This window comes from Litorisediminicola beolgyonensis, assembly GCF_042679605.1.
GTDB classification, from domain to species: domain Bacteria; phylum Pseudomonadota; class Alphaproteobacteria; order Rhodobacterales; family Rhodobacteraceae; genus Litorisediminicola; species Litorisediminicola beolgyonensis.
In genome coordinates, this window is record NZ_JBHTMU010000003.1 from 89,237 (window position 1) to 109,757 (window position 20,521).

Here is a 20,521-nt window from a genome sequence, read left to right on the forward strand (position 1 = left end):
CGCCACACTGTTTCGATTTCCGAAAAATACCGTTACGTCAGCGCATTCCCGCCGCAATCCTTAACGAGGATCGCCTTGTGAACGGAGAGGTCCGTGGCAAGGAGTGTGGCAATGTTTGCTGAGAATAAATTGACTGAAGACTTTGGGGACATCCGCAATTTTCTGCTGTCCGAACGTGAGAAAACCCTGTCGGAGGCGGAGTGGCGGTTCCGGATGCGGGGCTACGGTTACAACCTGAAACGCGTGGACACGGGCTACGAGGTCGCGCGCATGACCACCCAGCAGGTGATCGGTACGCTCGATCTCTGAGGCTGTTTTGCGAGTTGATTGACGAGTCAATCAGGCCGCTCTATCTCTGATCCGAGGCTGGCATCACGCCCGCCACGGCACCGAGGGAGAGCGACCATGGCGCGGCCGAACATCCTGATCGTGATGGTGGACCAGCTCAACGGGACGCTCTTTCCCGACGGGCCCGCTGAGTTCCTCCATGCGCCGAACCTGAAAGCGCTGGCCGCGCGGTCAACGCGCTTCGCCAACGCCTACACCGCCTCGCCGCTCTGTGCGCCGGGCCGGGCGTCCTTCATGTCGGGCCGCTTGCCCTCGGGCACGGGCGTCTACGACAACGCCGCCGAGTTCGCCTCGGACATCCCGACTTACGCCCATCACCTGCGCCGCGCGGGCTACCAGACCTGCCTGTCGGGCAAGATGCATTTCGTCGGTCCCGACCAGCTGCACGGCTTCGAGGAACGGCTGACCACCGACATCTACCCCGCGGATTTCGGCTGGACCCCGGATTACCGCAAGCCGGGCGAGCGGATCGACTGGTGGTATCACAACCTCGGTTCGGTCACCGGCGCGGGCGTCGCCGAGATCTCCAACCAGATGGAGTATGACGACGAGGTCGCCTACCACGCCGAGCGCAAGCTCTACGATCTCGCCCGCGGCGGCGACGACCGGCCCTGGATGCTGACCGTCAGCTTCACCCATCCGCACGACCCCTACGTCGCGCGGCGCGCGTTCTGGGATCTCTACGAGGAGTGCGACCAGCTGGAGCCGCAGGTCGCGCCCATTCCTTACGAGGATCACGACCCGCACAGCCAGCGGCTCTTCGATGCGAACGACTGGAAAAACTTCGACATCACGCCCGAGGACGTGCGCCGCTCGCGCCGCGCCTATTTCGCCAACATCTCCTATCTCGACGCTAAGATCGGCGCACTCATGGACGTGCTGGAGCGGACGCGGCAGGAGGCCATCGTGGTCTTCGTCTCGGACCACGGCGACATGCTGGGCGAGCGCGGTCTCTGGTTCAAGATGAGCTTCTTCGAGGGCTCCTCGCGGGTGCCCTTGATGATCGCCGCGCCGGGCATGGCGCCCGGTCGCGTGTCGGACCCGGTCTCGACCATCGACCTCTGCCCGACGCTGTGCGAGCTCGCGGGCGTGTCGATGGACGAGGTCATGCCTTGGACCGAGGGCCAGAGCCTCGTGCCGCAGGGGCGCGGCGTCGCCCGCAAGGAGCCGGTCGCGATGGAATACGCCGCCGAGGGCTCGATCGCGCCGCTCATCTGCCTGCGGGCCGGGCGCTACAAATACACCAACTGTCCGCGCGATCCCGAGCAGCTTTTCGATCTCGAGGCCGACCTGCGGGAGCTGCACAACCTGGCCGAGGACAGCGCCCATGCGGAGGCGCTCGAAGCCTTCCGGGTGATGGCGGCGGAACGCTGGGATCTCGAGGCTTTCGACGCCGCGGTGCGCGACAGCCAGGCCCGGCGCTGGGTGGTCTACGAGGCGCTTCGGCAGGGCGGATATTATCCTTGGGATTATCAGCCTCTCCAGAAAGCTTCGGAGCGCTATATGCGCAACCACATGGACCTGAACGTATTGGAAGAATCGAAACGGTTCCCGCGCGGCGAGTGACGGAAAAGCCTTCGGCCACCCGAACTTAGCCATGACCGGAACGGGCAGGGCGCCGGTGCGCCCCGTCGCAGAAAGGAAGGATGTGACATGACTTTCGACCCGAAACCGACCGCGAGCCACTTCATCGACGGCGCGTATGTCGAGGACACGAGCGGCACCCCGATCGAGGTCGTCTACCCCGCGACCGGCGAGGTCATCGCGACGGTCTACGCGGCCACCAAGGACGTGCTCGACCAGGCCTTCGACAGCGCCACCCGGGCGCAGGCCGAATGGGCGAAAGTATCGCCGCGCGAGCGTGGCCGCGTGCTGACCCGCGCCGCGCAGATCATGCGCGAGCGCAACCGCGCGCTCTCCGAGCTCGAGACCTTCGACACCGGCAAGCCGCTTCAGGAAACGCTGGTCGCCGATGCGACCTCGGGGGCGGATGCTCTGGAATATTTCGGCGGCATCGCCAACGGCCTGACCGGCGAGCACATCCCGCTGGGCGAGGATTGGGTCTACACCGTCCGCGAACCGCTCGGCGTCTGCGCCGGCATCGGGGCCTGGAACTATCCGACCCAGATCGTCTGCTGGAAGACCGCGCCCGCGCTGGCCTGCGGCAATGCGATGGTCTTCAAACCCTCAGAGACGACGCCGCTCTCGGCGCTGAAGGTGGCCGAGATCCTGCTCGAGGCCGGCGCGCCCGCGGGTCTCTTCAACGTTGTCCAGGGTCTGGGCGAGGTCGGCGCGGCGCTTGCGACCGACCCGCGCGTCGCCAAGGTGTCGCTCACCGGCTCCGCCCCCACCGGCAAGAAGGTCTACGCCGCCGCGGCGGGCGAGATGAAGCACGTCACGATGGAGCTTGGCGGCAAGTCGCCCATGCTGGTCTTCGACGACGCCTCGCTCGAGGACGCCGTCGGTGCGGCGATCCTCGGCAATTTCTACTCCTCGGGGCAGATCTGCTCGAACGGCACGCGGGTCTTCGTCCAGAAGGGTCTGCGCGCGCGCTTCGTCGAGCGGATGGCCGAGCGGATGAAGGATGCGGTCCTGGGCGACCCGATGGACGAGGCCACCAATTTCGGACCGCTGGTCAGCGCCCGCCAGATGGAGATCGTCGAAGGCTACATCGCCAAGGGCGTCGAAGAGGGCGCACGGCTGGTCGCGGGCGGAGAGCGGCTCGACCGCGACGGCTTCTGGATCACGCCCGCGCTCTTCGACGGCGTGACCGACGAGATGACCATCGCGCGCGAAGAGATCTTCGGACCTGTGCTGTCGGTCCTCGAATTCGAGACCGAGGAAGAGGCGATCGCGCGGGCCAACGACACGCCCTACGGCCTGTCGGCCGGGGTCTTCACCTCGGATTTCACCCGCGCGCATCGGGTGATCGGGCAGCTCCGGGCGGGGTCGTGCTTCATCAACTCCTACAACGACGCGCCGGTCGAGGCGCCCTTCGGCGGCGTGAAGGGCTCGGGCGTCGGGCGCGAGAACTCGAAGGCGGCGATCCAGCACTATTCGCAGCTGAAATCGGTCTATGTGCGGATGGGCGCCGTCGAAGCCCCGTTCTGACAAACCATGGATGGGCCTCTCCCAAGGCCCATCTCTGCCGACCCGGCCCAAACCCGCCCGATGGGGCGGCGGGGTCGGAGAGCGGCGCCTTGATTTCCTGAGAGGCGGTTCGGGGCAGAGGGTCCCTGGCGCCATGTCACTGGTTTCGAACGAAGAGGATGACGCGTCATGCAGGCGGAATATGTGATCGTTGGCTCGGGCTCCGGCGGATCTGCCATGGCCTACCGGCTCGCCGAGGCGGGCAAATCGGTGATCGTGATCGAGGCCGGAGGCTGGGATGGCGGGCCGTTCATCCAGATGCCCGGCGCGCTGTCCTTCCCGATGAACATGCCGATCTACGATTGGGGCTACGAGAGCGAGCCGGAACCGAACCTCAACAATCGCCGCCTCGCGACCCCGCGTGGGCGGGTGATTGGCGGCTCCTCCTCGATCAACGGCATGGTCTATGTGCGCGGCCACGCGCGCGATTTCGACCATTGGCGCGACCAGGGCGCGGCGGGCTGGGGCTATGCCGACGTCCTGCCCTATTACAAGCGGATGGAGCACGCCCACGGCGGGCAGGAGGGCTGGCGCGGCACCTCGGGTCCGCTGCATGTCACGCGCGGTCCGCGCAAGAACCCTCTGACGCAAGCCTTCGTCGAGGCGGGCGCGCAGGCGGGCTACGAGCTGACCGACGATTACAACGGCGAGAAGCAGGAGGGCTTCGGCCCGATGGAGGCGACCATCCACAAGGGCCGCCGCTGGTCCACGGCCCATGCCTATCTGCGTCCCGCGATGAAGATGGGCGCCGAACTGGTGCGCGCCACCGCCCGCCGCGTGGTCTTCGAGAACGGCCGCGCCACCGGCGTCGAGGTCTCGCATCCGAACGGGATCGAGACGATCTCGGCCACGCGCGAAGTGATCCTCGCGGCCTCTTCGCTCAACACGCCGAAGCTCCTGATGCTGTCGGGCGTCGGTCCCGCCGCGCATCTGCGCGAGCACGGCATCGAGGTCGTCGCGGACCGCAAGGGCGTCGGGCAGAACCTGCAGGACCACCTGGAGCTCTACATCCAGATGCAATGCCTGAAGCCGGTCTCGCTCTACACCTACTGGAATCTGCTGGGCAAAGCCTATGTCGGCGCGCGCTGGCTCTTCACCAAGACCGGGCCGGGGGCATCGAACCAGTTCGAAAGCGCGGGCTTCATCCGTTCGGCCGCCGGTATCGACTATCCCGACATCCAGTACCATTTCCTGCCGCTCGCGGTCCGCTACGACGGCAAGACCGCCGCGGACGGGCACGGATTTCAGGCGCATGTCGGCCCGATGCGGTCCAAGTCCCGCGGCGAGGTCACGCTGAAGAGCGCCAAGCCCGAGGACGCGCCGCGCATCTTCTTCAACTACATGAGCCACGAGGATGACTGGACCGAGTTCCGCACCTGTATCCGTCTGACGCGCGAGATCTTCGGGCAGGAGGCGTTCGAGCCCTATGCAGGGCGCGAAATCCAGCCCGGCGCCGAGGTCGAGAGCGACGAGGCGCTGGACGATTTCGTGCGTGAGCATGCCGAGAGCGCTTACCACCCCTGCGGCACCTGCCGGATGGGCGCCAAGGACGACGCCGGTGCCGTGGTCGATCCCGAAGGTCGCGTGATCGGCGTCGACGGCCTGCGCGTCGCCGACAGCTCGATCTTCCCGCGGATCACCAATGGCAATCTCAACGCGCCCTCGATCATGGTGGGCGAGAAGATCGCCGACCACGTTCTGGGCCGCAGCCTTCCCGCCGAGAACGTGGAGCCGTGGATTCATCCCGACTGGAAGACCGCACAGCGTTAAGGCGTCTTAACGATCGGTAAATTCCGCGCTTGATTGCCGGGGCATCCTCTCCGATACGGAGGGGATGTTCAGGTTTTGTTTACTCCTGTCGCTGCTCGCGACCCCGCTTGTGGCCGATCCCTCGGGTTTGGTGCGTGTGATCGACGGCGACACGTTCGAGGTCGGCGGCGCCAAGGTGCGGCTTTACGCCATCGACGCGCCCGAGCGCGATCAGCTTTGCAACGCGCCCGGCGCTCCGGGCCGGGAATGCGGCGCCTGGGTCACCGCAGAAGTGCGCGCCCGCTTCGACGGGCGCGACGCGGACTGCGAGACCGTCGACCGGGACCGCTACGGCCGGATCGTCGCGCGGTGTCGCATCGGCGGCGCGGATGTCGGACAGGCCTTGGTGTCCGAGGGGCTGGCCTTCGCCTATCGCCGTTACGGGATGGACTACGATCTCGACGAGAAGGCCGCGGCGGTCGCCGGGCGCGGTCTTCATGCGGCCTCGGTGCAGACCCCGGCGGATTGGCGGGCGATCCGACGCTCCGCTCCGGCCGAAGCCGCGCCCGCGGGATGCGCGATCAAGGGCAATATCTCGGGCTCGGGCCGCATCTACCACATGCCGGGACAGGCGGATTACGCCGCGACGCGCATCGACGAGGGCAGGGGAGAGCGCTGGTTCTGCTCTGAAGACGCCGCCCGCGCGGCGGGATGGCGGCGGGCGAAGCGGTGAGGCCTCACGGAGGCCCTCGCGCGCGGCCCGATTGATCCCGATCAAGGCGCCCGTCTCTCGGACCCTGCATCCCTGTCGGTAACAGCATCACCGACAGGAGGCCGAGAGTGACCCACGTTCCCCACCAGCTCGCCGAGGAATTTCCCGAGCACCGCGAGCACATCGCCGAGCTGCGCCAAACGGACCCGCATTTCGCCCGGCTTGCCGAGAGATATGCCGATGTGAACTCGGAGATTCACCGCATGGAGACAGACGTTACGCCGACAGATGACGCCACGCAGAGCTCGCGCCGGAAGGCGCGGGCGGCGCTCAAGGACGAGATTTACGCCGCGCTCACCCGCGTCCGGGGCTGAGCAGCGCCTCGATCTCGCTTGTGATCGGCGCGCTCATGGGCCGGGTGGCGCTGCCATAGGTGGCGACCACCTGGCCATCGGGGCCGAGCAGCACCTTGTTGAAGTTCCACGCAGGCTCGAACCCGGCGCTCTCGCGCGCCCAGGCGTAGAAGGGATGCGCGTCGGGTCCGCGGACATGGGTGATGTCGGTCATCGGCAGGGTGAGCGAGAAATTGACCTCGCAGAACTCCTTGACAGCCTCGGCCGAGGCGAACTCCTGCCGGAAATCATCCGAAGGCACCGCGAGCACTTTCAGCCCCTGGTCGCGATAGGTCTCCCACAGCGCCTGCAGCCCGTCATATTGCGGGGTGAAGCCGCATTGAGACGCGGTGTTGACCACCAGAACAGGCGCGCCGCGCCAGTCGGCAAGGTCGATCTCGCCGCCGTCGATCGACGCGAAGGTGAAGCGCTCTTCGGCCCGAAGCGGCAGGGCGGCGAGAAGCATCAGTGCGAAAAGGCCGAGGAGACGGGTCATGTCGGTGTCCTTGAAGCGGTCAGGTCCAGCATCTACGTATTTCATGGCGGACAAGTTTCATGTGGAAAGGTGTCGCAGATGGCGGGCGGATGGGCGCGTGACGGCGCGGTGAGCGAACAGATCGAGGCGTCCATCTCGGACGAGCTGGCGCGCCTGAAGGCGCGGCGGGGCCCGAGCGGCGAGAGCCTGACCCTTTGCGCCGAATGCGACGAGCCGATCCCGGAAAAGCGCCGTCTGGCGATCCCCGGGGTGAAGCTCTGCATCGATTGCCAGCAGGAGCGCGACGGGCGCTACCAGTCGCGCGGTGGCATCAACCGGCGCGGCAGCAAGGTCAGCCAGCTGAAATAACGCTCAGCGCCCCTCGCGGAGCGCGTCGAGATAGGCCGAGACGCAGGTCTGGATGTGGCGGAAGCGGTCTCCGCCGAGATGGGTGCCGCCGAACCATCGGGTGACGACGATCAGGTGTCCCTCTAGCGCGTCGCGCTCGAGCATCCGCACGATCACCATGCCCGCGCCCGCCTCGCCATCGTCGGATTTCGCCGGACCCTCGGGCAGCAGGCAGGCCCAGGAATTATGCGTGGCCTTGGCGAATTTCTTCTTGCGCTTGAGCGCTTTGAGATGCGCGTCGATCTCGTCGCGCGACGTGGCAGGCGCGCCCGCCACCGCGTATTTCGAGCCGCGGTCGGTGAGCACGCCATCAAGGATCAGGAGGCCGGACATGGCCTCCTGATGCCTCGGGGACGCGTTCGGCGCAAGCTCAGGCGTTGATGACCTCGTCGACCGGGGTGACGTCGATGCCGAGCGCTTCACCCACGGCCGCGTAGGTCAGCTTGCCCGCATGGACGTTGAGGCCCGCTTTCAGATGCGGATCGTCGGCACAAGCCGTCTTCCAGCCCTTGTCGGCCAGAGCCAGCATGAACGGCATGGTCGCGTTGTTGAGCGCCATGGTTGAGGTGCGGGCCACCGCGCCGGGCATGTTGGCGACGCAGTAATGCATCACGCCGTCGACCTCGTAGACCGGATCCTGGTGCGTCGTGGCCTTGGAGGTCTCGAAACAGCCGCCCTGGTCGATTGCCACGTCCACCAGCACCGCGCCGGGCTTCATGCCCGAGAGCTGCTCGCGGCTGACGAGCTTGGGCGCAGCCGCACCGGGGACGAGCACCGCGCCGATCACCATGTCGGCCTCGGCCACCAGCTCGGCGGTTGCGGCCTTCGAGGCGTAGATCGTCTTGAAGCGGTCCTTGTAGAGATCGTCGAGCTGGCGCAGGCGCGGCAGCGAGCGGTCGAGCACGACCACATCCGCGCCCATGCCCTGCGCGACCACGGCCGCGTTCTGGCCGACGGTGCCGCCGCCGATGACGACCACGCGCGCCGGGAACACGCCGGGCACGCCGCCCATCAGCACGCCGCGGCCGCCATTGGCCTTCTGCAGCGTCCAGGCGCCCATCTGCGGGGCGAGCTTGCCCGCGACCTCGGACATCGGCGCGAGGAGCGGCAGGCCGCCCTTGGCATCCGTCACGGTCTCGTAGGCGATGCAGGTCGCGCCCGAAGCAATCAGGTCCTCGGTCTGCGCCCGGTCGGGGGCGAGGTGGAGATAGGTGAAGAGGATCTGGCCCTCGGACAGCATCTTGCGCTCGGAGGCCTGCGGCTCCTTGACCTTCACGATCATCTCGGCCTCGTCGAAGACTGCCTCGGCGGTGTCGACGATGCGCGCGCCCTGCGCCTCGTAATCGCTGTCCTCGAAGCCCGCGCCGACGCCCGCGCCTTTCTGGATCAGAACCTCGTGGCCATGCGCGATCGCTTCGGCCGCGGCGTCCGGGGTCATGCCGACGCGGAATTCCTGGGCCTTGATCTCGGTGGGGCAACCAATCTTCATCTCGTCTCCTCCTAGGGCTTTGAGGTGTCGTTGTTTTCTGAGGACAAACTAGGAGAGGCGGGTTGCAAGTTCCGACGAAACTCTTGCCCAGTGAGCGATAACATCCGAATAGTCTTCGGAAGAACGAAGTCAAGACGGATGATTATTCGACATGCTGGATGATATGGATCGCCGTATCCTGCGCGCTTTGCAGATCTCGGGACGAATCTCCAACGCGGATTTGGCCGAACAGGTGCACCTGTCGCCGTCCTCCTGCCATCGCCGCGTGCAGCGGCTCGAAACCGACGGCTATATCCGGGGCTATGTCGGGCTTCTGGACGAAAGAAAGCTCGACCTGCCGACCACGGTCTTCGTCGAGATCACGCTCTCGGGCCAGTCCGAAGAGGTGCTCGATGCCTTCGAGACCGCCGTCAAGCGCGTTCCCGACGTGCTGGAGTGCCACCTGATGGCGGGCACGGCGGATTACCTTTTGAAGGTCGTGGCCCGCGATACCGAGGATTTCGCCCGCATCCACCGGCTCTACCTGTCGCGCCTACCGCATGTCACCCAGATGCATTCGAGCTTCTCGCTCAAGACGGTCAGCCGCACCACGGCGCTGCCTGTGTGAGCCAGTGCCGCCGCTATCTCGCGGCTGCAGCGTAAGAAAATCGGGAACATTATCCCTCCGTTCACGTTTTCGAGACTTATGGTGCGCGTCGGCGAAGGCCTCGCGCCGCCATAAGCTGAGACGTCGCCAGCGTCTAAAAAACAATGAAAAAAGGGGGATGACTTCATGAAGGATCGCTTCGGAATGCAGCAGGAACCGCTGCTGTTCTTCCCGAAGGTAAATCGGCGGGTCTTTTCGGTTTCGGCAATCCTGATCGTCGGTTTCATCATCTTCGGAGGTCTCTTCAACGAGACCGCAAACACCGTCTTCGGCGGAATGCAAAGCTGGCTTGCCGGCAATTTCGGCTGGGCGCTGATCATCCAGGTCAACGTCCTCGTCCTCGCGACGATCTACCTCGCGTTCGGCAAGTTCGGCGACATCCGGCTGGGCAAGATGGACGAGGCGCCGCGCTACGATATCTTCAGCTGGACCGCGATGCTGTTCTCGGCGGGGATCGGGATCGGCCTGATCTACTGGGCCGTGGCCGAGCCGCTCTACCACTATTTCTCGCCGCCGATGGGCGACGCCGAGACGCAGGAAGCCGCGCGTCAGGCGATGGTGATCTCCTTCATGCACTGGGGCTTCCACGGCTGGGCGGTCTACGCCGTCGTCGCGCTGAGCCTCGCCTATTTCCACTTCCGCAAAGGGCTGCCGCTGACCATCCGCTCGGCGCTCTACCCGATCCTCGGAGACCGCATCTTCGGCTTCTGGGGTGACGTGGTCGACATCCTCGCGGTCTTCGGCACGATGTTCGGCATCGTGACCTCGCTGGGTCTCGGCGCGATGCAGATCAACTCGGGCCTCGGCACGGTCTTCGGCATCGGCCAGTCGGTCTATATCCAGATCGCGGTGATCGCGGGCATCACGGCGCTTGCGACGATCTCGGTGGTGGCGGGCCTCGACGGCGGCATCAAGCGACTGTCGAACCTCAACATCATCCTGAGCTTCCTCTTCCTGATCTTCATGCTGATCGTCGGCCCGACGCTCTTCATGTTCGACAATTTCGTCGAGAATTACGGCAACTACGTCGCGCAGCTCGTGTCCTTCGGCACCTGGGCCGAGGCCTGGACCGATGGCGGCACCTGGCAGAACAGCTGGACCATCTTCTACTGGGCCTGGTGGATCTCCTGGTCGCCCTTCGTCGGCGTCTTTATCGCGCGCATCTCGCGCGGCCGGACGATCCGCGAGTTCGTTCTCGGCGTCATGCTCCTGCCGACCTCGATCATGTTCTTCTGGTTCTCCGCCTTTGGCGGCACCGCGCTGAAGATCTCGCTCTCGGGCGATCAGACGCTCGTCGAGGCGACCAAGAACGATTACGGCGACGCGATGTTCGCGCTTCTCGACTACTTCCCGGCCTCGGACCTGATGTCGGGCTTCGCGATCATCCTGATCGTGCTGTGGTTCGTGACGTCGTCGGACTCGGGCAGCTTCGTGATCGACATGCTGACCGCGGGCGGCGATCCGAACCCGCCGAAGGTCCAGCGGATCTTCTGGGCGGTCGCCGAAGGCTGCGTGGCCTCGGTCCTTCTGCTCGCGGGTGGTCTGGGCGCGCTGCAGGCGGCGGCGGTGGTCGCGGGCTTCCCCTTCGCGATCGTCGTGGGCCTTATCACCTGGGGCCTCTTCAAGGCGCTCAGTTGGGATGACCTCATGGTCTATCGCCACAACCAGCAATACGAGAACGACCGGCAGGCGGATCACGCCATGCCGAAGGAGCTGCCGGGCGAGCTTTACGGCTCGGAGCCGCAGCGGGCACCCACCGAATGGGGCGCTCCGGCAGAGTAACGATCAAGACCCCCGCGCATCCCGCGCGGGGGTTTTCTTTTGGGAGACGTGACGCGATGAAATGGTCCTTCGGTCTGGTAATGGTGCTGACATCGGCCGCGGGGATTCCGGCCGTCGCACAGACGCTGTCTCCCAGTTTCGATTGCACCAAGGCCGACGGCGCCGCCGAAGAGGCGGTCTGCGCCTCGGACGCGCTTGCCGCGCTCGATCTCGAGACGGCGCGGCTCTACGAGCTTGCGACGGCCTCGGTCGAGGGAGAGCCGCTCGACATGCTGCAGAGCTTCCAGCGCGGCTGGATCAAGGGCCGGAACGAGTGCTGGAAGGCCGAGGTCGCCCTGATCGACTGCGTCGCGGCGAGCTACGCGACGCGCATCCACGAGCTGCGCGCCAGCTATCCCGCCACCCAGGTGGAGAGTGCCGACGCGATCAGCACCGGACCCTGGCAGGTCACCTGCGGCGGCCTCGACACGCCCGTGCAGGCGGTCTTCGCGACGACGCTCGTCTCGCTCCTCTGGGGGGAGAACGCCGTCGTCCTGACCCGCGCCGAGACCGCGTCGGGCGCGATCTATGACGGCGTCTTCTATGACGGGCAGCCGGTGACCTTCTGGACGAAGGGGCAGGAGGCGCTCTTCATGCCGCCGGGCGGGGTCGAGATGGCCTGCGAGATCGGGTCCGAATAACGCCCCCAAGCACCAAGCCGCACCCCCAGACATGACAAACCCCCGAAAGGCTCTCGCCCCGGGGGTCGTCGTCTTTTCGTGCGATGAAGGGGTGTGCTTAAAGCAGACCCTCTCGCTGCGCTTTCTTGCGCGCCAGCTTGCGGGCACGGCGGATAGCCTCTGCCTTCTCGCGCGCTTTCTTCTCGGACGGTTTCTCGAAATGCTGCTTGAGCTTCATTTCACGGAACACGCCTTCGCGCTGCAGCTTCTTCTTCAGGGCACGAAGCGCCTGATCGACATTGTTGTCGCGAACGCTGACCTGCATGTGGTTGTCACCACCTTTCTAGGTTTGAGTTGCAAAGTTTGCAGGAGGTGGCCGTATAGCAAGTCGCCCCTAGCTTGTCTAGTATGCGGAGACGCTGGAAAAAATGCCCCGGGAGACGCCAGACATGACCGATGATCCGACCGAAACGCTGCTCGACGCCGCGCTTGTGCATGTGGCGTTCGATGGCTGGTCCGACACCACCTTCCGGGCCGCGATCGAGGATTCGGGCGTCGATCCGGTGGTCGCGCGGGGCCTGTTTCCCAGGGGCGCGGTCGATCTGTCGGTGGCCTATCATCGTCGGGGCGACCGGATCATGCGCGAGCGGCTGGCCGCGTCCGATCTCTCGAACATGCGCTTCCGCGACAAGGTCGCCCAGGCGGTGCGGCTCAGGATCGAGGCGTCCGAGGATCGCGAGGCGGTGCGCCGCGGCACGACGCTCTTCGCATTGCCGCCCTACGCCCCCGAAGGCGCCAAGCTGATCTGGGAGACCGCCGACGCGATCTGGTCCGCGCTCGGCGACACGTCGAGGGACATCAACTGGTACACCAAGCGGGCGACGCTGGCGGGGGTCTACTCGTCCACCGTCCTCTTCTGGCTCGGCGACGATTCCGTCGGGGCACAGGCGACCTGGGATTTCCTCGACCGCCGGATCGAGGACGTCATGCGGATCGAGACCGCCAAGGCCAAGGTCCGCGAGAACCCGCTCCTGAAAAGCGTCTTCGCTCTTCCGAACGCGGTCCTGTCTCGGGTCCGCGCACCCGCGCGGCGCCAGGACGTGCCGGGCCAGTCGGGGCCAGGTCCTCAGGTGTAGAAGGTCACCATCGTCGCGGTGTGGAGCGCCGCGACCGCCGCGTTCACGCGCGCGACCGGGTGGCGGAGGCCGAGCGCCGGCAGGCTCATCAGCTTGTAGAGGATCTGCAGGGGAAAGAGCGTGTGCGCGATCTCCCCGGCCTTGTCCGGAAAGACCAGCGCGGCAAGCGAGGCGCAGAGGATGGTCGCATAGAAACAGGCCAGAACGCGCCGCGCCGGGGTATCTGGGCCGAACACCTCTGTCATGCGCGGATGGTCGCGCCAGATCCCCGCAAGGACCGGCACCAGAACCACGACATTCACGATGAAAGACAGCCAGATCATGGCGCATAGGTAACGCTCGGCGACGGCTTCGGCAATTCGGTTGCCCCGGCGGGTCCGACGCGCCACTCTCCGCCCGAAGAGATGACGGAGGCGGCGATGAGCGAAACGATGCGCGCGGTGGAGATACGCGAGGCGGGCGGACCCGAGGTGCTGACCCCGGTCGATCGCCCGGTGCCCGAGCCCGGCCATGGCCAGGTCGTGATCCGCGTCGCCTATGCGGGCGTGAACCGTCCCGATGCCCTCCAACGCGCCGGTCTCTACGCACCGCCCCCCGATGCCTCGGACCTGCCGGGGCTCGAGGCCTCGGGCGAGGTCGTGGCCACCGGTCCCGGCGTGACCGAGCTTTCGGTCGGCGACACGGTCTGCGCGCTCCTGCCGGGCGGGGGCTATGCCGAATACGTGGCGACGCCAGCGGCCCATTGCCTGCCGGTGCCCACGGGCCTGAGCCTCAAGGAGGCCGCCTGCCTGCCCGAGACCTATTTCACCGTCTGGTCGAACGTCTTCCAGCGCGGCGCTCTCAAGGCGGGCGAGCGCTTTCTGGTCCATGGCGGGTCCTCCGGGATCGGCACGACCGCGATCCAGCTGGCCCATGTGCTGGGCGCGCGGGTCTTCGCCACCGCAGGCTCCGACGAGAAATGCCGGACCTGCACCGATCTCGGCGCCGAGCGCGCCATCAATTACCGCGACGAGGATTTCGTCGAGGTCATCCGTGCCGAGGGCGGCGCCGACCTGATTCTCGACATGGTCGGCGGCTCCTACCTGCCGCGCAACGTCAAGGCGCTGGCCGATGACGGGCGCCTGGTGCAGATCGCCTTCCTGCAGGGTCCGAAGATCGAGCTCAACTTCGCGCAACTGATGATGCGGCGGCTGACGATCACCGGCTCGACGCTGCGCCCGCAATCCGACCTCGCCAAGGCCCGCATCGCCGAGGTGCTCCGCTCCGAGGTCTGGCCTCTTCTCGACGCGGGCCGCGTGCGCCCGATCATGGACCAAACCTTCGCGCTGGCCGACGCCTCCACGGCGCATGCCCGAATGGAAGCCTCGGACCATATCGGCAAGATCGTCCTGGAGGTCGCCGGGGGATGAACGACGCAAAGGCGCGCTCGGGCTGGGACCGGGCGGTTTGGCCGGTGTTCTGGAGCCTTGCGGCGGTCTGTCTCGCCATCTTCCTCATGGTCGCTCTTGGGCAGCGAGGATCACTAACGACCGACCCAGATTCCACTTTGCGCCTCGTACAGGTCCGTGATCTCTTAGCAGGGCAGGGGTGGTTCGACACAACTCAGCATCGCGTTATTCCCCCCGAGGGCCTGGACCTCCATTGGTCACGGCTGTTTGATGGCGCGCTCGGCGTCCTGTTGCTACTATTTTCGCAGCTCATGTCGCGCGAGGACGCAGAAATAGCGCTGCTGATCGCTTGGCCGTTTTTACTGCTTTTGGCTTTGTTGGCGATCTCGGCCTCGGCGGCGCGAGAACGCTTCGGACCGGGTGCCGCGATCGCCGCGATGTTTGCTGCGCTGCTCATTCCCGTCTTTGTTCTTACGCATTTCCGGTATGGCAACATAGACCATCATGGTCTCCAGATCGTTCTTATGGCCGGGATGGTCTGGGCGGCGCTTTCCCGTTCGCGTAAAGCCGGTTTCTGGGGAGGCATCGCTGGCGCGGTGGCGCTCGCAGTTGGCCTGGAGGGCGTGGCTGTTCTCGGAGGGCTCGGCGTGGTTCTAAGTTTACGGGCAGTATTTGGCCCGGTCGAAGACCGAAAGCTGATTCGCGATTTCGGCCTGACCTTAGTCCTTTGCGCGTTTCTTCTCTTTCTTCTTCAGACGCCTCTAGATCAGTGGCTCGTGACGCATTGCGACGAACTGGCCGTGCCAATTCTGGCAGTTTGCGGAGCTGCGGCGTTCTACGGTTGTCTGTTGCCGCCGCTTCTCGACCGCTTATCCAGTCGCCGCGCTCAGATTTTAGGGGGGGGCGCGCTAACCGCTTTCGTTGGTTTTGCGCTCATTCCGATCAGCCAACAATGTGGCGATGGGCCTTATGCAATGGTACCCCAGGATATCCGAGATCGCGTCATCGCGGGCGTCTTGGAAAACCTCCCATCATACCGAATGTTACTGCACTCTCCCACGACGGCGATACAGTACGTTCTTCCCGTGATCGCAGCTATTCTCCTGCTTCTTCGTTTGCGTATCCGCGAGGATCAGCGCGATGCGCGTGCGGTTTTATTAGGTTCGATAACGCTTGGCTTCGTGGGGTCTCTAATTCAACTCCGGCTTATTCTTTGGGCGCTCGCAGCGCTTCCTATCGCGGCGGGTGTCGTCACTGCCGCCTATCTGTCGGACCCGAAACGGCCGTCGCGTCGTCCGATCTCGACGGTCTTAATTGTCGCGCTTTTGTCGCCTTCGATTTTCGCCTTCACTCTAGGCATTTTCCTACCTCAGGAGAAAAAGCCGGTAACTCTTGCTGCCGATGCCAATTGCGACCGAGCCAGCATCACGTCTCTTACCGAATTCCCGGCAGGTACGGTCTACAACCCGCTGAACCTGGGACCGGTGATCCTTGAGGCAACAAAACACTCCATCACCGGCGCAAGCTATCACCGCAGTCCCGACGCACTGGTAAACGGAACAATCGGCTTCTCGGAAAACCCCGAAGACTTCGCGATCCGCCTTGAAGCGACCGGCGCGGATTACGTGGTGATGTGCCGCGGCAATCCCTATGGCGGTGAGGGGTCAGTTGGCGCGGCGCTGTCGCAGGGCGAGGTTCCCGAAGGATTGAGCCTCCGGCTCGTCTCGCAGCCGGAGGCGTCGCTTCTGATCTACGAGGTCGAGGGCTGATCAGCCCTCCATCGCCTCCAACTCGTCGATGAAGCTCGAGATCATGCCGAGGCCCTTGTCCCAGAAGGCTGGGTCGGTCGCGTCGAGGCCGAAGGGCGCTAGGAGATCGGTGTGGTGTTTCGAGCCGCCCGCGCGGAGCATGTCGAAATACTTCTCCTGGAAGCCGTCGGGATTGGCCTCGTATTCGGCATAGAGCGCGTTCACCAGCCCGTCGCCGAACGCATAGGCGTAGACGTAGAAGGGCGAGTGGACGAAATGCGGGATATAGGCCCAGAAGGTCTCGTAGCCGTCCATGAAATCGAAAGCCGGCCCGAGGCTCTCGGCCTGCACCGACATCCAGAGCGCGTTGATATCCTCGGGCGTCAGCTCGCCGCCGCGGCGGGCGTCGTGCAGCTTGCACTCGAAATCGTAGAACGCGATCTGGCGCACGACCGTGTTGATCATGTCCTCGACCTTGCCCGCCAGAAGCACCTTCTTCTCGGCATCGTCCTTGGCGTTGCGCAGCATCCGGCGGAAGGTCAGCATCTCGCCGAAGACGCTTGCGGTCTCGGCGAGTGTCAGCGGGGTCGAGGACAGCATCTCGCCCTGACCGGCGGCCAGCACCTGGTGCACGCCGTGGCCAAGCTCATGGGCCAGCGTCATCACGTCGCGCGGTTTGCCGAGATAGTTGAGCATCACGTACGGATGGACATCGGTCACGGTGGGATGCGCGAAGGCGCCGGGTGCCTTGCCGGGCTTCACGCCCGCGTCGATCCAGCCCCGGTCGAAGAACGGCTCGGCGATCTCGGCCATCTTGGGATCGAACTCGCAATAGGCATCCATCACCGTGGCGCGCGCGTCGGTCCAGCCGACGGTGCGGGTCTCTTCCATCGGCAAGGGCGCGTTGCGGTCCCAGACCTGCATCCGGTCGAGCCCCAGCCACTTGCGCTTGAGCTCGTAATAGCGGTGCGAGAGCTTGGGATAGGCCGCGACCACGGCGTTGCGCAGCGCCTCGACCACCTCTGGCTCCACGTCGTTCGACAGGTGCCGCCCGGTCTGCGGGGTGGGCATGCCGCGCCAGCGGTCCATGACCTCCTTTTCCTTGGCCTGGGTGTTGTGCACCCGGGCGAAGGTCTTGATGTTCGCGCCGAACACCCGCGCCAGCTCATGCGCGGCGGCCTCGCGCTTCTCGCGGTCCTGCTCGGTCAGATTGTTGAGCGTCGCCTCGATCCCCATCACCTCGCCGTCGATCTCGAACTCAAGACCGGCGATGGTCTCGTCGAAGAGCCGCTCCCAGGCGTCGCCGACGACGCCCATGTCGTGCAGGAACTTCTCCATCTCGTCCGAGAGCTGGTAGGGCTTCAGCGCCCGGATGCGGTCGAAGGCGGGCTTGTAGCGCGCCAGATCGCCATCGGCGAAGAGCGTCGCGTAGCGGTCATCGGGCAGGCGGTTCAGCTCGAGCGTGAAGAACACCAGGGGCGTGGTGTATATGGTGATCTTCTCCTGCATGTCCGACAGGAACTTGGCCCGCCCGGCATCGGTCGTCAGCTGATAATAGCGCAGGCCCGCGAAGGACATGATGCGCCCGGCGACCGACTGGATCTTCTCGTTCCGCTCGACCATCTCGAGGAACCCGCGCGCGTCGAGCGTGTCGATTTTGCCCTCGTAATCGGCGGCGAAGCTGGCGCAGGCCTGCTCGAGCCAGTCGAGATCGCGCTTGAGTTCGGGCGCGTCCGGCGCGGTGTAGAGATCGCTCAGGTCCCATTCGGGCAGATCGCCCAGATCGCGGCCCCCGTGAGAGGCATTGGCGTCGAAAACGGGACGGAAGGTCATGAGCGGCTCCTGTAACTCGTGTCGCTGTGGAACGTGGCCTGCGCGGGCGCGGGGTTCAAGGGGCGGCGCGACGCTCAGGCGTCGGGCGGCAAAAGCCCCAGGCCGCGGAGGTAGACGCCGATCCCGGTCTCGAGCAGGTCCTCGGCCGGGAAGGGCGACTGGTTGCCGGGCGAGTTCCGGGCGAAGAGCTCGACCACGCCGTGGCACAAGGCCCAGATATGGGCGGAGAACATCGCCGCGGGCGGGCGCTTGGCGGCGGGGATGTGCTGCGAGAGATCCGCCGCGGCCTGCTCGAGCACGCCCCAGGCGCGATTCGCGACGGCGGCCAGATCGGCGGAGCGGTTGATCGAGATGCCGCTTTCGAACATCGCGATATAGTGGCCGGGATGCTCCTGCGCGAAGCGCAAGTAAGCGCGACCGGTCGCCTCGAAGGCCGCGAGCGCCGAGGGCTGCCCCGACCGGTAGGCCCCCTCCATCACGTCGAGAAAGATCATGTAGCCCTGGCGCGCGGCCTCGGCGATCATCGCCTCGCGCCCGTCGAAATGGCGATAGACCGCCGCGGGGGTGACGCCCGCGAGCTTGGCGGCCTCGGACAGGGTAAAGCCCGTCGGGCCTTTCGCCTCGATCAGGGTGAGCGTCGCATCGACCAGCGCCTGCGCGAGGTCGCCGTGATGATAGCCGCGCTTAGCCATGTCCGCGGTCGGCCCAGAGCTCGGGCCCGCCGACGATGCCGGGATCGGCTTGTCCGAGCGCCTTCTCGGTCTTCTGGTCGTAATCGAGCCCGGAGAGAACGGTGCGGATCGCTGCCAGCCGCGCGCGGCGCTTGTCGTCCGAGCGGATCACCGTCCAGGGGGCGGCCGCATGCTCGGAGCGGTCGAGCGTCTCGGCGATGGCCTCGGAATAGGCGTCCCATTTCTTCAGACCCTCGACATCGATCCAGCTCAGCTTCCACTGCTTCAGGGGATCGCTCTCGCGGTCGAGGAAGCGGCGCAACTGCTCGGCGCGACCGACGTTCAGCCAGAACTTCACCAGATGCACCCCGTCCTGCACCAGCATCGCCTCGAACTCGGTGACCTGCGCGAAGAAACGCTCCCGCTCTTCGGGGGTGCAGAACCCGAAGACATGCTCGAGGACGCCCCGGTTGTACCAGGAGCGGTCGAAGAACACGATCTCGCCCGCGGTCGGCATCTGCGCGACGTAGCGCTGGAAATACCACTGGCCCTTCTCGGTATCCGACGGCTTCGAGAGCGCCACGACCCGCGCGCCCCGAGGATTGAGATTCTCCCGGAAGCGCTTGATCGTGCCGCCTTTTCCGGCGGCATCGCGGCCCTCGAAAACCACCACCACGCGCGCGCCGGTCTCCTTGGCCCAGGCCTGCATCTTGACCAGTTCGATCTGCAGCCGCTCGAGCTCCTTCTCGTAGGGCTTGCGCGCCATGCGCTCGGAATAGGGATAGCTCGGATCGAGCACGTCGCCCTTCTCGGCGCGGGCGATGGCGTCGCGGAGCGCCTGCGGCGCGTCCTGGTCGTGAAAGGCGCTGATCGCGCCGTCGAAAGGCAGGCTCACCGGCCATCTCCTCGGCAATTGTTCCGGGCGACTATGGAATGTGAAAGAGATTAACGCAAACCCGCGCGCGCCGCCGCGCGGTCGATCGCATCGACCACCGCCTGCGGCTGGGCGTGATGCGGCATGTGGCCGACATTCGGCAGGAGCGTCAGGGTATCGTTGGGCAAAAGCTCCGAGAGCGGGCCGGCATGCACATGGTCCGGCACCACGTCGTCCTCGGTTCCGTGCACGATCTCCACCGGCAGCGTCAGGCTTCCGTAGCGCAGCGCCATGGCGCTGACATGCCCGTGCAGATCGGTCAGCTGGCGCGCATTGGCGCGGACTGTCTCGCGTCGGAGCGTCAGGCCCGGGCCGACATGATCGACATAGCCCTCGGGCGCGGGTTGCGGCTTGAAGATCTCCGCGACTGTCTGGTCGATCAGCCCGCGCGTCGCAAAGGCGGTGGCCACCGGCGGGATCATCGCGCCGCCCAGGGGCGAGCCCAGCACGTTGTATTGCAGCCCGAGCCCGCCGCTCCACGGGATCACCGCACCGGAGAGAACGACAAGCGCGGCCGGATCGTGATCGAGCCCCCAGGCCAGCGCAACGGCGCCACCATAGGAGTGGCCGAGAACAATTTCGTCTTTTACACCAAGAAGATCGGCAGCCTTCTTCAGAAACGCCGCCTGCGCCGCCGGGCTCTCCGCGCGCGCGGCGAAGATGCTCTCGGGCGTGCCGGGCGCGCGGTCGGTATAGCCGAGACCGGGACGGTCAAAGACGATCACGCGGTAGCGATCCTTCACCCGGTCGACGAAATCGAAGGTGAAGTCCCGGATATTGCCGCTCGCGCCGTGCAGCAGAACGAGGTCCGGCCCTTCGCCGGTCACCAGCGCATGCACCCGGCGCCCGTCGACCTCGAGGAACTGCCCGACCGGCGGCCAGCGCTCCTCGAACCGGGCCTCGCGACGGTCGGCCTTGCGGTCGATCACCGCGCAACCGCCCAACAGGAGAAGCCCAAGTGCAAGGAGGATTTTTAGCGTCATGTCAGGTCTCTACCCGGT

22 protein-coding genes are annotated in these 20,521 nt (G+C 65.7%); 13 read left to right on the top strand and 9 right to left on the bottom strand.

Going from position 1 to position 20,521, the window contains the following annotated elements:
- Positions 1-111 precede the first annotated feature (111 nt).
- The 6 genes from ACFQ4E_RS02725 to ACFQ4E_RS02750 all read left to right on the top strand — a co-directional run bounded on the left by ACFQ4E_RS02725 (position 112) and on the right by ACFQ4E_RS02750 (position 6,333).
- On the top strand, positions 112-309 hold the full coding sequence (locus ACFQ4E_RS02725; RefSeq protein WP_386801384.1) for a hypothetical protein: 198 nt from the start codon (positions 112-114) through the stop codon (positions 307-309).
- A gap of 96 nt (positions 310-405) precedes the next feature.
- Positions 406-1,914 carry a choline-sulfatase gene (betC, locus tag ACFQ4E_RS02730; RefSeq protein WP_386801385.1) on the top strand — a complete coding sequence of 503 codons (1,509 nt, stop codon included), beginning with the start codon at positions 406-408 and terminating at the stop codon, positions 1,912-1,914.
- 87 nt (positions 1,915-2,001) lie between these two features.
- Positions 2,002-3,459, top strand: coding sequence for a betaine-aldehyde dehydrogenase (betB, locus tag ACFQ4E_RS02735; RefSeq protein ID WP_386801386.1), 1,458 nt, complete (start codon positions 2,002-2,004; stop codon positions 3,457-3,459).
- A gap of 168 nt (positions 3,460-3,627) precedes the next feature.
- Entirely contained in the window at positions 3,628-5,268 is a 1,641-nt protein-coding gene (betA, locus tag ACFQ4E_RS02740) for a choline dehydrogenase (RefSeq protein ID WP_386801387.1), read from the top strand.
- Positions 5,269-5,332: 64 nt separating this feature from the next.
- Entirely contained in the window at positions 5,333-5,980 is a 648-nt protein-coding gene (locus ACFQ4E_RS02745) for a thermonuclease family protein (protein WP_386801388.1), read from the top strand.
- 107 nt (positions 5,981-6,087) lie between these two features.
- Positions 6,088-6,333, top strand: coding sequence for a YdcH family protein (locus ACFQ4E_RS02750; protein WP_386801389.1), 246 nt, complete (start codon positions 6,088-6,090; stop codon positions 6,331-6,333).
- Here the strand turns inward: ACFQ4E_RS02750 and ACFQ4E_RS02755 are convergent.
- On the bottom strand, positions 6,314-6,847 hold the full coding sequence (locus ACFQ4E_RS02755; protein WP_386801390.1) for a glutathione peroxidase: 534 nt from the start codon (positions 6,845-6,847) through the stop codon (positions 6,314-6,316). The genes ACFQ4E_RS02750 and ACFQ4E_RS02755 overlap by 20 nt on opposite strands.
- Before the next feature lie 78 nt (positions 6,848-6,925).
- Here ACFQ4E_RS02755 and ACFQ4E_RS02760 point away from each other — a divergent pair, with 78 nt between their 5' ends.
- Entirely contained in the window at positions 6,926-7,195 is a 270-nt protein-coding gene (locus ACFQ4E_RS02760; RefSeq protein WP_386801391.1) for a DksA/TraR family C4-type zinc finger protein, read from the top strand.
- Between the two features lie 3 nt (positions 7,196-7,198).
- Here ACFQ4E_RS02760 and ACFQ4E_RS02765 read toward each other — a convergent pair whose 3' ends face one another.
- Together ACFQ4E_RS02765 and ald are read right to left on the bottom strand one after the other, a co-directional pair.
- Positions 7,199-7,567, bottom strand: a complete 369-nt coding sequence (locus ACFQ4E_RS02765) for a YigZ family protein (RefSeq protein ID WP_386801392.1) — start codon at positions 7,565-7,567, stop codon at positions 7,199-7,201.
- A 37-nt stretch (positions 7,568-7,604) separates the two neighbouring features.
- Positions 7,605-8,723 (bottom strand): alanine dehydrogenase, encoded by a 1,119-nt coding sequence (ald, locus tag ACFQ4E_RS02770; RefSeq protein ID WP_386801393.1) that lies wholly within the window; start codon positions 8,721-8,723, stop codon positions 7,605-7,607.
- Positions 8,724-8,874: 151 nt separating this feature from the next.
- Between ald and ACFQ4E_RS02775 the strand changes: the two genes are divergently transcribed.
- The 3 genes from ACFQ4E_RS02775 to ACFQ4E_RS02785 all read left to right on the top strand — a co-directional run bounded on the left by ACFQ4E_RS02775 (position 8,875) and on the right by ACFQ4E_RS02785 (position 11,831).
- Positions 8,875-9,330, top strand: a complete 456-nt coding sequence (locus tag ACFQ4E_RS02775) for an Lrp/AsnC family transcriptional regulator (RefSeq protein WP_386801394.1) — start codon at positions 8,875-8,877, stop codon at positions 9,328-9,330.
- Between the two features lie 165 nt (positions 9,331-9,495).
- Positions 9,496-11,151: a BCCT family transporter gene (locus ACFQ4E_RS02780; protein WP_386801395.1), complete on the top strand. Its 1,656-nt coding sequence runs from the start codon at positions 9,496-9,498 to the stop codon at positions 11,149-11,151.
- 56 nt (positions 11,152-11,207) lie between these two features.
- Positions 11,208-11,831 (top strand): MliC family protein, encoded by a 624-nt coding sequence (locus ACFQ4E_RS02785; protein WP_386801396.1) that lies wholly within the window; start codon positions 11,208-11,210, stop codon positions 11,829-11,831.
- A gap of 97 nt (positions 11,832-11,928) precedes the next feature.
- On the opposite strand, the gene rpsU is transcribed toward ACFQ4E_RS02785, so the two are convergent.
- Complete coding sequence (rpsU, locus tag ACFQ4E_RS02790) at positions 11,929-12,135, bottom strand: 30S ribosomal protein S21 (RefSeq protein ID WP_005614280.1); 207 nt, start codon at positions 12,133-12,135, stop codon at positions 11,929-11,931.
- 124 nt (positions 12,136-12,259) lie between these two features.
- On the opposite strand from rpsU, the gene ACFQ4E_RS02795 reads away from it, so the two are divergent.
- A complete protein-coding gene (locus tag ACFQ4E_RS02795) occupies positions 12,260-12,946 on the top strand; it encodes a COQ9 family protein (protein WP_386801397.1) in 687 nt (228 codons plus the stop codon).
- On the opposite strand, the gene ACFQ4E_RS02800 is transcribed toward ACFQ4E_RS02795, so the two are convergent.
- The gene (locus ACFQ4E_RS02800; RefSeq protein WP_386801398.1) at positions 12,937-13,269 is read right to left on the bottom strand and encodes a hypothetical protein; all 333 of its coding nucleotides are present in this window, start codon (positions 13,267-13,269) and stop codon (positions 12,937-12,939) included. The two genes, ACFQ4E_RS02795 and ACFQ4E_RS02800, sit on opposite strands and share 10 nt — an antisense overlap.
- Positions 13,270-13,365: 96 nt before the next feature.
- On the opposite strand from ACFQ4E_RS02800, the gene ACFQ4E_RS02805 reads away from it, so the two are divergent.
- Together ACFQ4E_RS02805 and ACFQ4E_RS02810 are read left to right on the top strand one after the other, a co-directional pair.
- On the top strand, positions 13,366-14,355 hold the full coding sequence (locus ACFQ4E_RS02805; RefSeq protein ID WP_386801399.1) for an NAD(P)H-quinone oxidoreductase: 990 nt from the start codon (positions 13,366-13,368) through the stop codon (positions 14,353-14,355).
- Positions 14,352-16,103 (top strand): hypothetical protein, encoded by a 1,752-nt coding sequence (locus ACFQ4E_RS02810; protein WP_386801400.1) that lies wholly within the window; start codon positions 14,352-14,354, stop codon positions 16,101-16,103. The genes ACFQ4E_RS02805 and ACFQ4E_RS02810 overlap by 4 nt, the downstream gene beginning before the upstream one ends.
- On the opposite strand, the gene ACFQ4E_RS02815 is transcribed toward ACFQ4E_RS02810, so the two are convergent.
- From ACFQ4E_RS02815 to ACFQ4E_RS02830, 4 genes are all read right to left on the bottom strand, one after another.
- On the bottom strand, positions 16,104-17,915 hold the full coding sequence (locus tag ACFQ4E_RS02815; RefSeq protein ID WP_386801401.1) for a M3 family oligoendopeptidase: 1,812 nt from the start codon (positions 17,913-17,915) through the stop codon (positions 16,104-16,106). It lies immediately after the preceding gene.
- 74 nt (positions 17,916-17,989) lie between these two features.
- Entirely contained in the window at positions 17,990-18,607 is a 618-nt protein-coding gene (locus ACFQ4E_RS02820; protein ID WP_386801402.1) for a TetR/AcrR family transcriptional regulator, read from the bottom strand.
- Positions 18,600-19,481, bottom strand: coding sequence for a polyphosphate kinase 2 (gene ppk2 / locus ACFQ4E_RS02825; protein ID WP_386801403.1), 882 nt, complete (start codon positions 19,479-19,481; stop codon positions 18,600-18,602). The genes ACFQ4E_RS02820 and ppk2 overlap by 8 nt, the downstream gene beginning before the upstream one ends.
- Before the next feature lie 50 nt (positions 19,482-19,531).
- On the bottom strand, positions 19,532-20,503 hold the full coding sequence (locus ACFQ4E_RS02830; protein ID WP_386801404.1) for an alpha/beta fold hydrolase: 972 nt from the start codon (positions 20,501-20,503) through the stop codon (positions 19,532-19,534).
- Between the last annotated feature and the right edge of the window lie 18 nt (positions 20,504-20,521).

Excerpts from the sequence above, each read along its gene's own strand:
- betB (WP_386801386.1), top strand. The coding sequence starts at position 2,002 with ATGACTTTCGACCCGAAACCGACCGCGAGCCACTTCATCGACGGCGCG.
- betC (WP_386801385.1), top strand. The coding sequence starts at position 406 with ATGGCGCGGCCGAACATCCTGATCGTGATGGTGGACCAGCTCAACGGG.
- rpsU (WP_005614280.1), bottom strand. The coding sequence starts at position 12,135 with ATGCAGGTCAGCGTTCGCGACAACAATGTCGATCAGGCGCTTCGTGCC.
- ACFQ4E_RS02745 (WP_386801388.1), top strand. The coding sequence starts at position 5,333 with ATGTTCAGGTTTTGTTTACTCCTGTCGCTGCTCGCGACCCCGCTTGTG.
- ACFQ4E_RS02820 (WP_386801402.1), bottom strand. The coding sequence starts at position 18,607 with ATGGCTAAGCGCGGCTATCATCACGGCGACCTCGCGCAGGCGCTGGTC.
- ACFQ4E_RS02755 (WP_386801390.1), bottom strand. The coding sequence starts at position 6,847 with ATGACCCGTCTCCTCGGCCTTTTCGCACTGATGCTTCTCGCCGCCCTG.
- ACFQ4E_RS02765 (WP_386801392.1), bottom strand. The coding sequence starts at position 7,567 with ATGTCCGGCCTCCTGATCCTTGATGGCGTGCTCACCGACCGCGGCTCG.
- ACFQ4E_RS02785 (WP_386801396.1), top strand. The coding sequence starts at position 11,208 with ATGAAATGGTCCTTCGGTCTGGTAATGGTGCTGACATCGGCCGCGGGG.
- ACFQ4E_RS02775 (WP_386801394.1), top strand. The coding sequence starts at position 8,875 with ATGCTGGATGATATGGATCGCCGTATCCTGCGCGCTTTGCAGATCTCG.
- ACFQ4E_RS02760 (WP_386801391.1), top strand. The coding sequence starts at position 6,926 with ATGGCGGGCGGATGGGCGCGTGACGGCGCGGTGAGCGAACAGATCGAG.
- ald (WP_386801393.1), bottom strand. The coding sequence starts at position 8,723 with ATGAAGATTGGTTGCCCCACCGAGATCAAGGCCCAGGAATTCCGCGTC.
- ACFQ4E_RS02810 (WP_386801400.1), top strand. The coding sequence starts at position 14,352 with ATGAACGACGCAAAGGCGCGCTCGGGCTGGGACCGGGCGGTTTGGCCG.
- ACFQ4E_RS02800 (WP_386801398.1), bottom strand. The coding sequence starts at position 13,269 with ATGATCTGGCTGTCTTTCATCGTGAATGTCGTGGTTCTGGTGCCGGTC.
- ACFQ4E_RS02795 (WP_386801397.1), top strand. The coding sequence starts at position 12,260 with ATGACCGATGATCCGACCGAAACGCTGCTCGACGCCGCGCTTGTGCAT.
- betA (WP_386801387.1), top strand. The coding sequence starts at position 3,628 with ATGCAGGCGGAATATGTGATCGTTGGCTCGGGCTCCGGCGGATCTGCC.
- ACFQ4E_RS02815 (WP_386801401.1), bottom strand. The coding sequence starts at position 17,915 with ATGACCTTCCGTCCCGTTTTCGACGCCAATGCCTCTCACGGGGGCCGC.
- ACFQ4E_RS02780 (WP_386801395.1), top strand. The coding sequence starts at position 9,496 with ATGAAGGATCGCTTCGGAATGCAGCAGGAACCGCTGCTGTTCTTCCCG.
- ACFQ4E_RS02725 (WP_386801384.1), top strand. The coding sequence starts at position 112 with ATGTTTGCTGAGAATAAATTGACTGAAGACTTTGGGGACATCCGCAAT.
- ACFQ4E_RS02830 (WP_386801404.1), bottom strand. The coding sequence starts at position 20,503 with ATGACGCTAAAAATCCTCCTTGCACTTGGGCTTCTCCTGTTGGGCGGT.
- ACFQ4E_RS02805 (WP_386801399.1), top strand. The coding sequence starts at position 13,366 with ATGAGCGAAACGATGCGCGCGGTGGAGATACGCGAGGCGGGCGGACCC.